The organism is Trichocoleus sp. FACHB-591 (assembly GCF_014695845.1).
In the GTDB taxonomy this organism is placed as follows: domain Bacteria; phylum Cyanobacteriota; class Cyanobacteriia; order FACHB-46; family FACHB-46; genus Trichocoleus.
The window spans coordinates 1-13,558 of sequence record NZ_JACJPA010000067.1 but is presented as its reverse complement, the minus strand read 5'-3'; the positions used below and the strand labels follow the sequence as shown (position 1 = coordinate 13,558).

Here is a 13,558-nt window from a genome sequence, read left to right as displayed (position 1 = left end):
CAATGGCTTGCATCACCTTCTGACGGAAGTCGTAACTATAAGCTATTGCCATCCTGGGGGACCCATCACTCCTATTGCCAGTCTACGTCCTAACCAGACTGGCAATAGCTATATCTCAACTTGTGGGCTTCAACCGTGAAACAAAACTCCGTGATGATTTTGGATCGAGAGAGATATGTTTTAGGTGGATAGGGTTAGGTAGATATGGCAGGGGTTGTCTTAATCTGCCTGAGTCGATCGTCTTTCAGAGCAGCGTTACTCTGCTTCTCCAATCAACGTGAAAGCTGCCCAATCTCGTGGTTGGGGATGAGTTTTCATCGTGGTTAACATTGCTTGCCGGAGTGCCTGTGCCTTATTCGGCTGCTTCTGAAGGTTGTTGTAAAACGCGGTCATCAATTCTGCGGTCGGCGCATCGGGGACTGCCCAGAGGGAAACAATCACACTCGGCACCCCTGCCGAAATCAAAGAGCGCGACAAACCAATCACGCCATCTCCGGTAATTCTGCCTTCTCCCGTGTTGCAGGCGCTCAAGACGACCAGACTGGCTTGCAGTTTCATATCGAAGATTTCTGCTGCGGTCAATAAGCCGTCATCTTTGCCAGAGGGAGCTAGCGCGATCGCGCTCCCCAATCCGTGCACATCATCCAGCAATCCGTGAGTGGCGAGGTGAATGATCGATGCTTGGGGCATTTTTTGCGTGATGGCAGCTTTTGTCCCTTGAGCACCGATGAGGGCTTGAGTATTGAGGAGAGGGGCGATTGCTCTAGCCTCCGCTTCGGCTGCGGGAAGGGGCGACAAGGCTTTTTTTTGCTTTCCGGGCGACAGAGATACCTGGGGCATAGTGGGATTGCCCAGTACGAGGGCGTTGCCGCGACCGCTAGTGGGCTGACTGGCTAACTTCTGTTGTTGTTGCCGAGTCAAATCCAAGACCTGAATCGAAGGGGCGGTGAGGATGGTATGTTTTTGAATTAAGTAAGTGCCGTTGGTATCTTGCAGGGCAGGAAATGGCACCTGGAAGAGAGAACCCTGAGGAATGAAAATGACATGGGCATTAGGGTCTTTGGGTAGGAGGTTGGCAATGGGATCAATCAGCAGTTGATGCAGCGTTGGCAAGTCAGGTTGGCGTTGGGCAAAGCCAAGACTGCTACGACTGCGAACCGCCAAAAATTCTTGATTGCCAATGATTAAGTTGGCTAGAGAGACTTTGTGCTGTTGCCACAGGGGTTTGAGGTCAACTTGACGGAAGGTGATTTCGCCTGTCGGTTGAATTACCCAAATGTAGAGCGCCGATTCCCGCGATGTGTGTTTGCCCTGAATCTCGAAAGTGTCGTAGATGATGGAATACTGCACTAAAGTCGCATTCTGTGCTTTCGCGATTTGGCGAATTTGGTCCTGGTTGGGAGCAGCGGCAACAACCAGATTGGCAGAACTAGGCGATAAGCGCTGGGTCAGCAGATCGACGAAGGCACGGGCACGCCCCCGCTCAGCAATTTCTAACGCAGCAATCGGGTTCTTTTGCGCCACCCGGACTTGTTGTAACGTTCGATAAGTATGAGCTTGTCCTTCAAAGATGGAGATTTTATTTGCATCATTGGAGCCGAGCAGTTGCCGCATCGATTCCCACACTTGAATGCTATCCATGAGCATTTTTTCAGCTTCTGTTGGGTTGCCAGCTTTCAGGAATGTCACTCCAAGGTTGTTAAGTGCATGACCCTCCCCCTCGCGGTTTTTAACTTCGCGGAAGATGGCTAAACCCTGCTGAATATATTCGATTGCTTGGCTCTCGTTACCCAAATAGCCGTAAGCAATCCCTAAATTGCCTAGTACCGCACCTTCCCCTTCGCGGTCTTTGATTTGACGGAGGATGGCTAAACTCTGCTGCCCATACTCAATGGCTTGGGCATAGTTGCTTAAAGAGTTGTAAGCGTCTCCCAAATTGTTCAGTGCCGCACCTTCCCCCTCGCGGTCTTTGATTTCGCGGGTAATAATTAACTGCTGCTGTGAATACTCAATGGCTTGAGTGTGGTTGCCTAAAGAGTCGTAAGCAACTCCCAAATTGCCTAGTGCCCAACCCTCCATATAGCGGTTTTTGATGGCGCGATAAATTTGCAGTGCCTGTTGCCAATACTCAATGGCTTTAGCATAGTTACCCAGAGAACGGTAGCTGCGTCCCAAATTGTTCAGTGCCGCACCTTCCCCTTCGCGGTCTTTGATTTCGCGGGTAATAATTAACTGTTGCTGTGAATACTCAATGGCTTGAGTGTGGTTACCCAGCGAGTGGTAAGTACTTCCCAAACCGCTTAGTGCCCAACCCTCCATATAGCGGTTTTTGATGGCGCGATAAATTTGCAGTGCCTGTTGCAAGGAGTTTAGCGCGGTTTGGAATTGGCTAGTTTGGTACTGTTGCTTGCCTTGATGGAACAAGCGATCGGCTTCGGCTTTACGGGCATCGATCGTCTGAGCGATTGCTGGAAGTGGGGAGTGGGAGGTCAGGCAAACGGTAGTAGGCAAAAGGCAAAAGGCGAGGGGCAGGAGGAAGCGCCGCACCTTGCGTTTGCTTGATTTGATCTGTTTGGGGGCAGGTTTCATGAGTGCTAGGGTTTGGGTTGCGGCTCTTGGCGCTGGCGCTCGATCGCCTCAATCTGTCTCAAGCGATTGCTCCAGTCTTTTAACGGTTGGGCTTCCGAACTGGCAAGAGAATCGAGCAAATCTAACACGGTTGACTGATTTTGAGCCGTCTCAGAAGCTTTGAGTGCTGTTGCGATCGCGTCATACCATAGCCCAGCCTCGGCATATAGATCGCTTTGTTGTTGAGGCGTTTGCACAGTAGCCAGTTGAGTTTGTAACGACGCAGCAGGCTCGACCACTTGAATTTCTGCCGTCGTCACCACATTCCTCGAAGGAACATTTGGATTACAGATCAACGCCACTTGCCACTGATAGGCTTGCCCGATCGTTAATTGGGGCAAATCTGGGGGCAAAGCAACCGACATTACCCCTGGCTGACTCTGAATCTCAGTTCTGTAGAGCGGTTGTCCCGTGCGAGTAAACAGCCGGAATTGCAACGGATGGGCGGTGCGATCGGGCACAAACCAGACGAACGTTGGACGCTGGGAACTCGTTTGCCCGATATGACTAAACGGCACTAGGGGAGTTAATTTACCCTCTGCCTTGCGATCGCAACTGTCTCCCCGAGTCGTATTGGCTCCTGTCGCTCTAGGTGCCGAAGGATTCTTGGGCGGACGGTATTTTGCCAGTGCCATAGGCGCGATGCCAATCGATAGCGTGAGGATCAAACTAGCGATGAGTGCGTGCTGCTGGCGACGCTTTGATAAGTGAAGCATAGCGTAAATCTCCCCGACGTATGTCTTCTACGATAGGTAGCAATTGACGGAATCAACAGGAGATTACCCGTAAATCTCACTTGCGGGAAAGTGCAATCGCGAGTTGTCAAGAATCAGGCAGCTTTTTATCATCGTCTACTGTACCAGCCTGGAGCTTTCCAGGAGTGGCATAAAGGCTTACCAGAGTGGTTCTCGGACAACTTAGGCATCACATGACTGCTTTTTTCGACAATGGTATTGCTGGCGATGCCCTGGCTATGGGGATGATCAGCGATCGCATCTTTAGCTACAAGTAACTAAGCCAAACCATGCTGGATGTCATACTTTGGCTTAGCCTTGTGCAGGATTTGGTTTCATCAGCGGAACGTTACATCTTATTGCTTTCGCCGATAATGAGCGGTCATGAAGTGATGCCACTGCCCGTCATTTCCCAACATATGGGAAGTCAAGACTCGGTGATCGTCGCTCTTAAACTCGATCGCGTCTTTGTACTTTGTCATTTCTCGTCACCCATCATCGCTGGTCGAATGAGGATAGCGATTGCATTCGGGTTTGTTTACACTTCTATTCCTGAGCAAATTCAGCCTAACCAACTGCGCTGGGTTCCATGTACATCAACTCCCAAATATGACCATCTAAATCTTGAAATCCATGTGCATACATAAACCCGTGGTCTTGAGGTTCCTTGTAAGTTGTGCCACCTGCGGCGATCGCATTGCGAACCATCTCGTCAACTTTTTCTCGGCTCTCCATTGATAAGCACGTCAACACTTCGGTGCTTTTTGTGGCATCACAAATCGCGTTTGGTGTAAACGTCTTGAACTTCTCATGAGTCAAGAGCATCACGAAGATATTGTCGGAGACGATCATGCAGGTAGCTGTTTCATCGGTAAATTGAGGATTGAGCTGGAAGCCGAGTTGCGTAAAAAACGCGATCGATTGCTGGAGATTTTTAACAGGTAGATTGACGAAGATTTGAGTACTCATGGTTCTTTCGGGTGTAGTTTGTTGCAGTTGTATCCGTTGAAAGATGATTTAAGACTCAAGCTACTTGCTCACAGTTGACCATCCACGGTGTACCGAACTGATCAATTAACATGCCAAAGCGAACAGACCAAAAGGTTTGGGCGATCGGCATCTTGATTTTGCCGTTCTCTGCCAGAGCGTGAAAAATCCGTTCTGCTTCGGCTGGTTCAGCAACGCTCATCTGCACATAGAAGCCTTGAGGAGGTTCAAAGTATTCAGGTGGACTGTCAGATCCCATCAACAGGCGATCGCCCAAATCAAGGCAAGCGTGCATAATTTTGTCATGCCACTCCGGTGAAACATTTTCTGCCGAAGGTGCTTCCTTGTGGGTCATCATCATGGTGATCTTGCCACCAAGACATTGCTCATAGAACTTGAACGCTGCTTCACAGTTGCCGTTGAACATGAGATACGGATTGATTTTCATAGGTACTTCCTGGTTGCGGCCAATGGATTTTTTATGGATCGAGGGTGAGACTCGCCTGAACAGTCGTTGGATCAAATGGCACCGAAATATGCTCGTGTAAAATCTGCCAGTTGCCTTGATGCTTCTGATACACGGCGGTGGCGCGCATCCACATTTGGGTGGCGGGATGGTCTTGTTCCCCTTGGAAGCGAAACAACCAGTGAGCAGTGGCTAAGTTGTCATTCGCAGTCACGGTGAGATCTCGGATTTCCATCTCGAAAGAATCTGGAAAATAAGGCAAACTGTCTTCCCACAACTGACGAACCGCTTCTTTGCCTTTGGTCTGGAAGGGCGGTTTGACATCAAAGAGAATGATCTCATGGGCATAGCAGGACATAATTTGATCCACGTCTTTGGAGCAAATTGCCTGCTGTTGCTCGACAATGAGTTGGCGAATCTGAGTTTCGGCTGTATGGGTCTGTTCTGTTGCTGTTGTCGTGTTAGAAAATGACTCTGTGAACTCAGCAGCGGCTTCTTGAACATCCTCAGGAAAATCCTCAAATTCCTGCACTTGACGGATTTCGATTGTCTCGTTATTTGAGGCAGGACAGCGAGCAGCCCATGCAATCGCTTCCTCTTTCGAGTTCACTTGAATCATCCAGTAGCCACCCAGCACCTCTTTCACATCCGGGGACACTCCTTCTGTCACTTGGGGATTTCCTTCACTGAATGTGACCCGCGCCCCCATAGAGGGTGGGTGAAGTCCTTCCAGGGTAATCAGCACACCAGCTTGTTGCAGGGATTCGTTGTACTTCATCATCGCTTCAACCGCTTTGGCATCAGGCATCGCTCCTGGATCTGCGTTCTCGTAACCTTTGGGAATCATGAGCAACATAAATCGCATTGCCGTATCTCCTGGGTTTGAGGGTAGAAAGTTTAGTTGTTGAGATTTGAACTAACGACAATATGAGTTCGTTAGGGTTACAGGTTCCTGACTAACTGTTTCCTGGCTGTTTGCCAATTGGCATTGAAATATGCTGATGAGTGACCAACCATTTGTCCTCCAGTTTGCGGAGACAAAACGTTGCCCGTACCCATTCCTCAAAGGTCATACCATTGGGTTGAATGCCACCGCACTGGATAAAGCAATGCGCGAATGCTACGTCTTGACCTGTCGTGATTTTGAGATCGTGAATCTCAAATAGACTCGGACCTTCAGTGGTGGGTTGCCACTCGTCCCAGCTTTGGCGATAGGCATCGGCTCCCTCATACTTCAGTGGAGGCAATACATCGAAGATCGTGACATCGGATGCATGGGAAAGTAGAACTTCATCACGTCTTCCTAAACGGGTTGCGTCTGCCCATTTTTCTAACAGTTCTCTGATTAGCGTTTCATTGGTCATTTCGGTGATGTCATTTGCCATAGATGCTCCGAATTGGTGTCTCCCTTGGGGTGGCTATTTGGTTGGCTCCTCACAGGTAAAGCAGCCTTGCAATGAGAGTAGGGTCACTGCTGCTTCGGCAAACCTGCGACTTCAAGCACCGGACGAATTTCAACCGTTCCAACTCGTGCTCCTGGAATCTGAGCCGCGATCGCGATCGCCTCATCGAGATCTTGAGCATCAATGAGGAAAAAACCACCCAATTGTTCGCGGGTTTCCGCAAACGGTCCATCCGTTATCAGTGATTTGCCGTCACGCACTCGGACACTGGTGGCTGTGGCGACAGGGTGAAGTGGAGCGGTTGACAGATATTGTCCCTTGGCGTTAAGTTCTTGGGCGAGTTGAGCAGATTCCGCATAGCAGTGCTCCCGCTCGGTTTCGCTCAGAGCATTTTCATCCATGTAGATCAGCAGCATATACTTCATTCGGTTGCCTCCTTTGTTGTTAAATCGAACCGCGATCGCTCAAATCGACACTTCACCAAAAAATTTTCATTGAGTACGATCGAGCTTTGCCTCCTTTGTAAGTCAGTCGAACGGCGATCGCTCAAATCGACACCTCTTGAAAATTTAATTATTTAGTACAATTGTTCTTTGTTGTCGTGTATTGTTGTCGTGTTCCTTTGTCAGCCAGTTGAACAGCAATCGCTCAAATCAACACCTTGTCAAAAATTTTGATGTCTTTTTATGTCAGATATGGCTTCAAACGCAAAATCGGATGTGGCTCAGGCGATCGCTGACACGTACCGCGCTGAATGGGGGCGGATTGTCGCCATTTTGATTCGGCTGGTGGGAGATTTTGATGTGGCTGAGGAAGCGGCACAAGAAGCGTTTGCGGCGGCTGTAAATCAGTGGCAGACCAGCGGGATTCCTGATCTTCCCCGCGCCTGGATTATCCGAACCGCTCGATACAAAGCGATCGATCGCCTCCGACGACGAACACGACTCACCGAAAAACTGGAATGGTACGCGGCATCTGGGTTAATTCCATCGAGCGAGGAGCCAACCTACGATAGCGATGAAATTTCAGACGATCGACTGCGGTTGATCTTTACCTGCTGCCACCCCGCACTGGCGATCGAGTCGCAGGTCGCTCTGACACTGCGAATGTTAGGTGGACTAGAAACTGACGAAATTGCCCGCGCCTTTCTCGTCCCTACAGCAACGATGGCACAACGGCTGGTACGGGCTAAGCGCAAGATTCGGGATGCGGGAATTCCCTACAAAGTACCAGACACAACCGCTCTCTCTGCCCGAATCGAGGCAGTGCTGACGGTGATTTATCTCATCTTTAACGAAGGCTATGCGGCGACAAAAGGCGAGACGATCGTCAGGGCAGACCTCTGCACCGAAGCCATTCGACTAGGGCAACTAGTACGAACGTTGATGGCACCCCAACCTCCCTCAGAAGTCACGGCCCTGGTGGCGCTGATGTTACTGCACGACTCGCGACGAGATGCTCGTTTGGATGAGGCAGGCGATCTCATTCTGCTAGAAGACCAAGATCGCAATCGTTGGAATCACCCACAAATTGCCGAGGCACTACCGCTGGTGGAAGCAGCACTGCGCGGCGGAACGGGTGTTTATGCTCTGCAAGCGGCGATCGCAGCACTCCACTGTCAGGCAACACGAGCCGAAGCGACAGATTGGGCGCAAATCGTACAACTTTATAACCTTCTGGAACGCTTACAGCCTTCAGCGATCGTGTCACTCAATCGGGCAGTGGCGATCGCAATGGCAGATAGTCCTCAAGCAGCCCTTGCCCTGATTGCTCAACTCACTCCTGAACTCGACAGCTATCATCTGTTCCACGCTACCCATGCGGATTTATTGCGGCGGATCGGAGCGCTCCAGGAGGCAGCCCAGAGCTACATGCGAGCACTGAAACTGGTTACAAATGACAGTGAGCGCCGATTTCTGGAGCGTCGATTGCACGAAGTTCAGCCCTAACATCTTCACGTTCAACTTAACTAATGGAGAATTCAGACATGGAGCACAATCCCAGCATCCTCTCACACGTCTCAATCGGCACTAATGACTTTGAACGAGCGATCGCCTTCTATGACGCTGTGTTGCCAACGTTGGGCTGCAAGCGGTTGATGGAGCATCCGGGGGCAGTTGCCTATGGCAAACAGTACCCCGAATTTTGGGTAGGAATTCCATTTAATGGGGAACCTGCAACGGTTGGTAATGGGACTCACATTGGTTTCATCGCTCCCACTAAAGCAGCGGTTTATGCCTTCTATGAGGCAGCCTTAGCAGCAGGAGGCAAAGACGACGGTGCTCCCGGTGGCAGACCCGAATATAGTGAGCCGTATTACGGCTGCTTTGTGCGCGATCCCGATGGACACAAGATAGAAGCCGCCTTCTGGGATGAGCAGCTTGAGCAAGAACTCAACCAGGGCAATGTTTAACTCGCATCTCGACATTGCGGGGACAAAATCTTGCTACTCGATCGACAGCGCCACCTCAAGGGCTTGCTCTAAGAGTTCAGTGGCTTTTGCGCGATTGGCAACTCGGTCTTGGGCTATGTACTCGGTAGCGATCGCGATCAGTGCTCGGCTCTTATACTCCTTTGTTTGTGTTCCTTGGGCAACTCGTAAGGCTGGCTCAAACTCTCCCTTTTGGGCGAACGATTGAGCTAAAGCAGGCATCAACCAATCTAAATGAGCAGAATCATCGGCAGGTGGTTGAATCGACTCCACAATTTGCTTAGCTCGCTCCGGTTTTCCGGCCTCAGCATAAGCAAGCGCGACTTGGGGTAGAGTGCCTTCAACTCGCTCCTGTTGAGCAATTTGCAAAGCCTGGTCATACTGCCGATTGGCCAGATAATGGCTCACCATGTCAGATAGGGTTAAGTCTTTTCTGGTTTCAAGCGATCGCGCCACCTTCACGGCCTGAGCGACCTCTCCAGTTTTGGTATGATGCATCGCGATCGCTTGAAACACTTGCTCCTGGTCCACCCGTGTGTCAATGCGAGCGGCCAACTCACGTGCCGTTTGCAGCTTTCCGATTTCAGCATATCTGCTCGCCACTTGGGCCAGGGTAGGATTGCGCAGGAGAGAGGGAGTTAAGGCCTGTGCGCTTGCTTGAGCGATCGCTAAAACCGCCTTAGCTTGGCTAGATTGCCCTACAGCTGCATACTGAGTCGCGACTGTGCTGAGCAAATGGACTTGCTCGGATGGAAATTGAGTTGACCGCAGTGCCTTAATTTCCGGTAGAACTTGCTTGAGGAGTGCGAGCGCTTGCGGTTTTTGTCCGCTCAGGATTAGCATCTCTGAGACTTGAAGTTTTTGAGTGATGTCCCAGGAAATATCCTCTTGCGATTGCGACTGAGGCTGAGCGCGGACACTCTCTAGAGCTTGCTGAAGCGTTGGTAGCAAGAATTCTGATTGTCCGGTACGTTTGAGTTCAAAGGCAATTCCCAGCAGAATTTGCCGCCGATTTCGAACATCCGGATTGCATTGAGCAATGGCGATCGCTTCGTCTAAAACTTGTCGCGCTTGGTCGGGCTTTTGATCTTTTTGATAAGCTGCAGCAATTTTCACCATTGCGATGGGGCGAAACCAATTATCAACTCCTCGGACAATTGGCTGCGCAAAGTCGTAATAACCGGCTTGGGCGTATTCACCCGCTCTGTTAAGCAATGATTCTTCTGGTGAGGTGGCGCTGAGGGTACAGTTTGCGATCGTCTGGGCGCGGGCGATCTGGAACGCTTTTGTAAGCAATTGTTGTCCTTTACTCGTTTGGCCCACCAGCTGGTACCCGTTTGCAACCCGCATCAGAGGCGTTGCTTTATAACAATCACTTGGCATTGTTTCTGTGAGGGATAGTGCTTGGTCTAAAACTTTCACAGCCGCTTGCGATCGTTCGGTCGCTGCATATTGGAACGCAATCTCAGCCACTAAAGGAGCGTTAAGCCTGCTTCTTTCCTTTGCAAATCCCGGCTGACTCGGCACTAGCATCATAAGTAGAGCCAGAACCGTTAACCTTGCACCTCGTCTAATTCCTAGTGCCATGTCCCCGCCCCTAATTTTGGCCATGTGGTCATGATTTAGATGACGCAAGATCAAGCGATGAGTTCGACTTGTGAATCAAGGTTCACTCAAGTTTTATCAATGCTTGCAACTGCTATTGTCTGGTTGAGTTCAGTGATTGAGTCTCACATGAGCACCGAGTTCGCTAAGATGCCGAGTTTTCCACTAGTTAGGGGATTCCCACCTTTTGGCCACCTCTAATGATCTAGGTTTTTGAATCTTGCTTAGTCTAAACTCCAATTCCTAGAAGCACGAAGCTTAGGGAACGCATAGCAAGATTTACATCAGTCACTCCGTGGCAACCCAACCCTGCTGCACATACAGTGTGGGATGAATCCCATCTATTGGAGTTGCTGCAAGTACCATACCTTGTGCTTTAGCCCAGTTAAAGCAGGCATTAAAGTCAGGTGGGGGAGCAGAGGTGGCAGATGCTGCAATGGACAAGTCCCAGGCTTGCAGGATGGCTTGATGGAGATAGCCTATGGGGTTACGAATGGAATGGGGTTGTCGTTGTTGTTGGGGGTAGGCGATCGCCGCTGGAACTCGTTCGAGAAACTGGGCGATCCCGCCTTCAGTGACTTTGGCAGTAAGGTGCTAGAGCCTCGCCCGATTGCTTGGGCAACAGCCTCAACAAGTTCTGGGAATTTTGAGTCTGGATTGTTCAAAAGCTTCCCGGAACGAGGGGCGGAAAAATTGTCCTTTGCAGTGTTGATCTCCCTTGTTCTAGGAACGGTACTGCAATTTTGTAAAGGATAAAGGAAAAAGGGTCAAAGATAATGGGGATAAATCGGTTGTAGAACGGCTGACTGAGCCTGAAACCTCACTTGTTCTGCCCCACAGGTGGGCTTGATGACATCGTCAAACAGAGTTTCACTCGACGAGGCAAGCAGAACTACGAATGTCGAGATTGTGGCCGTCAGTTTGTGGAAGCCCCACAGTGGTGAGTCATTCCTCCTGATAGTAAAGCTCTCCTAGAGTGTTGACAAATCTTCTAGAATCTCCCGACCTACTTGCGTCCTACTCGCTAAAGACCCCCAGCAGAGCAGAGATGTTGGAGGCTCTACTGGTAATGATGAAGTGCTTCGCAAGTCTACTCTAAGACTGCCTACGGCTTAGTTCAGCACTGCGGGGCCGCGATCGCTCCACATCAATCAAATCTTTTGTGTCTCAATCCACTCGCTCGCCTCTGGGTTCTTGCCACTGACCCATCAGTGACCAGAACTCGTTGCATGAATCGCGATCGCTCTCAACCCCCCATCCTCCTCAAACAGCGCGGTTTACAAGCTCAACCCTTGAAATTCCTCCTGCCCCCCTCTCTCCCTCAAGCTCCTTTTCCGAATGCCAACCCTTAGATCAATCAACCACTTGTCTTACCATTAGAGGCTGCGATCGCGCCCCCTAAAAGAGCGTATGAACCAATACCCTGTTAAATGACAGTTCCACTGCGCGTGATTCAGGAGATATCGAGGTACCGCAGCTTGCAGGCACTTCAACGGTATCTAGAGGGGTCGGAACTGCAATTGGAGGCGACAATTACCTCTTTGAGGTTTTGGCGTACCGTTGGTGGTTAGTCGATAGTTAGCTTTGAAATGATATGGGGAAGATTCGCTCTATTATCCAAAGTTAGATCAATAGCCAAATTTTCAGTCTAATTTCCTAGCTAGAGCGCTATCCTTTAGTGGCAGTTACGTCTACTTCTGAGTGAGTGTTGGAGCCAAGTTGGGTTAATGGTTGAAGCAACGGGGGAGCTAAGTTTTCAGAGATTTGGCATCGGGGCGATCGCCTCCAAGATCAGACTTTGTAGTGAAAGATGGATATCGGAAAATTCTAGGGTAATTTTGAAACGCTTTAGAGAAGGCCATGGGTGAGTGGGAATATAAAACGATTAAGTTCTTTGCTCAAGGAACATTCGGGGCCGGGAAGATTAACGAAATAGAACTTGAGGATGTACTGAATGAAGCGGGAGCTAGAGGCTGGGAGTTAGTGACAATTCTTCCTGGCACACGTGCTAATGGGGAGGTGTGGGATTTTGTGGCAGTACTCAAGCGGGAGGTTATTTCATAGTTTGCAGACCGATCGCCCACTTGATGTAAGATTCCCTCTCTCCCTCAGCCTCCTTTCCCGAATGCCAATCTCAGCTCAGCCCACCACGAGTCCTGTTAGAGGCTGCGATCGCTTTTACCAAACCTGCGTATGAATTTAAATATCGTGTTAACTGGCACAACAGAACTATAGTCTCTTGCCTGCTAATCGCTCGGCTAAAATACGGCTTACCACCTCTTGATGGTTTGCAGGAATAGCTAGGCTCGCAAAGCTGGGCAATAGAGGAAAGCGCGGTTTGAATCGAATTGTCAGCACATTCGATTTATCTGTTTCCCAAGTGTACGAATTTATTCTTTGCCATCGCATGAGCGAATGCACGAGACAAATACCGTTCTCTCTAAACTCAAGTTTGTTTAAGCCTACAGCAATAGTAAAACCAGCAATTGACCACCAAAGGACGAGTCTAGATATCTCTAGGTACAGGCTAGTATATTCCGGGCTTCTAGTTAAGGTTGACGTCAAAAATAACCACGTCTGAAAAACTATCGATGCCACCTGAAGCAAGCCAATCCAGAATAGAAATTTGCTCTGTGGAGTTCTTCCTACATCTGCTAGTAAAGAACCAGCTTCTTGCTTTCTAAAAAACCAGCTAATCCACCAGGCACTAATCGAAACAGCATATAAGATGTGGAAGCTGACCCAACCATAGCGTCCTAGTTGTTCAACTATAAAGAAAAGGGCGAATCCAGATAATGGCAGCCAAAATAAAAACAAAGGAGTTGCAGAGCGCGAATTTCTACGGGCGGCTTCGGGTCCTACCATTTCTGCTTCTGCCAGGTAGCCAAACCAGAGTGAACCCACTATAACTACAAAAAAGATTAGCAGTACCCAAAACCACTCCATAACGTTTCCCTCAACTCAAGAAATTTTGGCATAACTCCACATAGCAATAATAGGAGATTGCCATCATTGATAACCCGGCAACCCTGACCCTGAAACTTTCTACCCAAATATCTTTTGCTTAGAATCTATGCCTGATCAGCATTTCAGTCACTAGACGACAGATGCCCCAAGATCGGTATCAATTACCAAAAGACACCACAGCTGCGATCGCTCCCACCCAATCTACGTATGAACCCAAATATTTTCAGGACTTACGCAAGAGTCATTTGTACGGACGGGTGCTTGAGTTGCTCAATCAGGTAGTCCGAGAGCATCCCATGCTTGAGCTGATAAATCGTTCTGCCGCTTTGGTACGCGA

The 13,558-nt window shown here is 49.6% G+C and carries 17 protein-coding genes; 6 read left to right on the top strand and 11 right to left on the bottom strand.

From position 1 onward, the window contains the following. Positions 1-255: 255 nt before the first annotated feature. The 8 genes from H6F90_RS12540 to H6F90_RS12505 form a co-directional block, all read right to left on the bottom strand. The gene (locus tag H6F90_RS12540; protein ID WP_190552804.1) at positions 256-2,589 is read right to left on the bottom strand and encodes a CHAT domain-containing protein; all 2,334 of its coding nucleotides are present in this window, start codon (positions 2,587-2,589) and stop codon (positions 256-258) included. A 5-nt stretch (positions 2,590-2,594) separates the two neighbouring features. Beyond that, on the bottom strand, positions 2,595-3,344 hold the full coding sequence (locus H6F90_RS12535) for a DUF928 domain-containing protein (RefSeq protein WP_190552803.1): 750 nt from the start codon (positions 3,342-3,344) through the stop codon (positions 2,595-2,597). A 374-nt stretch (positions 3,345-3,718) separates the two neighbouring features. Further along, positions 3,719-3,844: a DUF1579 family protein gene (locus H6F90_RS12530; RefSeq protein WP_242024445.1), complete on the bottom strand. Its 126-nt coding sequence runs from the start codon at positions 3,842-3,844 to the stop codon at positions 3,719-3,721. Between the two features lie 85 nt (positions 3,845-3,929). Further along, positions 3,930-4,331 carry a VOC family protein gene (locus tag H6F90_RS12525; protein ID WP_190552802.1) on the bottom strand — a complete coding sequence of 134 codons (402 nt, stop codon included), beginning with the start codon at positions 4,329-4,331 and terminating at the stop codon, positions 3,930-3,932. 55 nt (positions 4,332-4,386) lie between these two features. After that, positions 4,387-4,797, bottom strand: coding sequence for a VOC family protein (locus H6F90_RS12520; RefSeq protein ID WP_190552801.1), 411 nt, complete (start codon positions 4,795-4,797; stop codon positions 4,387-4,389). Between the two features lie 31 nt (positions 4,798-4,828). After that, positions 4,829-5,680, bottom strand: a complete 852-nt coding sequence (locus tag H6F90_RS12515; RefSeq protein WP_190552800.1) for a YciI family protein — start codon at positions 5,678-5,680, stop codon at positions 4,829-4,831. A gap of 91 nt (positions 5,681-5,771) precedes the next feature. Continuing rightward, positions 5,772-6,200, bottom strand: a complete 429-nt coding sequence (locus tag H6F90_RS12510; protein WP_199295888.1) for a nuclear transport factor 2 family protein — start codon at positions 6,198-6,200, stop codon at positions 5,772-5,774. A gap of 83 nt (positions 6,201-6,283) precedes the next feature. Continuing rightward, entirely contained in the window at positions 6,284-6,643 is a 360-nt protein-coding gene (locus tag H6F90_RS12505; RefSeq protein ID WP_190552799.1) for a YciI family protein, read from the bottom strand. Positions 6,644-6,904: 261 nt separating this feature from the next. Between H6F90_RS12505 and H6F90_RS12500 the strand changes: the two genes are divergently transcribed. Both H6F90_RS12500 and H6F90_RS12495 read left to right on the top strand, forming a co-directional pair. Continuing rightward, a complete protein-coding gene (locus H6F90_RS12500; RefSeq protein ID WP_199295887.1) occupies positions 6,905-8,167 on the top strand; it encodes an RNA polymerase sigma factor in 1,263 nt (420 codons plus the stop codon). 23 nt (positions 8,168-8,190) lie between these two features. Then, positions 8,191-8,631 (top strand): VOC family protein, encoded by a 441-nt coding sequence (locus H6F90_RS12495; protein WP_242024444.1) that lies wholly within the window; start codon positions 8,191-8,193, stop codon positions 8,629-8,631. A gap of 33 nt (positions 8,632-8,664) precedes the next feature. Here H6F90_RS12495 and H6F90_RS12490 read toward each other — a convergent pair whose 3' ends face one another. After that, positions 8,665-10,122 (bottom strand): hypothetical protein, encoded by a 1,458-nt coding sequence (locus tag H6F90_RS12490; RefSeq protein ID WP_206756174.1) that lies wholly within the window; start codon positions 10,120-10,122, stop codon positions 8,665-8,667. 420 nt (positions 10,123-10,542) lie between these two features. Then, on the bottom strand, positions 10,543-10,698 hold the full coding sequence (locus tag H6F90_RS12485) for a hypothetical protein (RefSeq protein WP_190552797.1): 156 nt from the start codon (positions 10,696-10,698) through the stop codon (positions 10,543-10,545). 24 nt (positions 10,699-10,722) lie between these two features. Here H6F90_RS12485 and H6F90_RS12480 point away from each other — a divergent pair, with 24 nt between their 5' ends. The 3 genes from H6F90_RS12480 to H6F90_RS12470 all read left to right on the top strand — a co-directional run bounded on the left by H6F90_RS12480 (position 10,723) and on the right by H6F90_RS12470 (position 12,318). Beyond that, positions 10,723-11,010, top strand: a complete 288-nt coding sequence (locus H6F90_RS12480; protein ID WP_190552796.1) for a hypothetical protein — start codon at positions 10,723-10,725, stop codon at positions 11,008-11,010. Positions 11,011-11,414: 404 nt separating this feature from the next. Further along, positions 11,415-11,606, top strand: a complete 192-nt coding sequence (locus tag H6F90_RS12475) for a hypothetical protein (RefSeq protein ID WP_190552795.1) — start codon at positions 11,415-11,417, stop codon at positions 11,604-11,606. A 508-nt stretch (positions 11,607-12,114) separates the two neighbouring features. Further along, positions 12,115-12,318: a DUF4177 domain-containing protein gene (locus H6F90_RS12470; protein ID WP_190552794.1), complete on the top strand. Its 204-nt coding sequence runs from the start codon at positions 12,115-12,117 to the stop codon at positions 12,316-12,318. Between the two features lie 165 nt (positions 12,319-12,483). Here H6F90_RS12470 and H6F90_RS12465 read toward each other — a convergent pair whose 3' ends face one another. Then, on the bottom strand, positions 12,484-13,200 hold the full coding sequence (locus tag H6F90_RS12465) for a DUF5673 domain-containing protein (protein ID WP_190552793.1): 717 nt from the start codon (positions 13,198-13,200) through the stop codon (positions 12,484-12,486). A gap of 161 nt (positions 13,201-13,361) precedes the next feature. Between H6F90_RS12465 and H6F90_RS12460 the strand changes: the two genes are divergently transcribed. Continuing rightward, positions 13,362-13,558, top strand: a 197-nt coding sequence (locus tag H6F90_RS12460) for a hypothetical protein (protein WP_190552792.1), incomplete at its 3' end; no start/stop codon positions are given.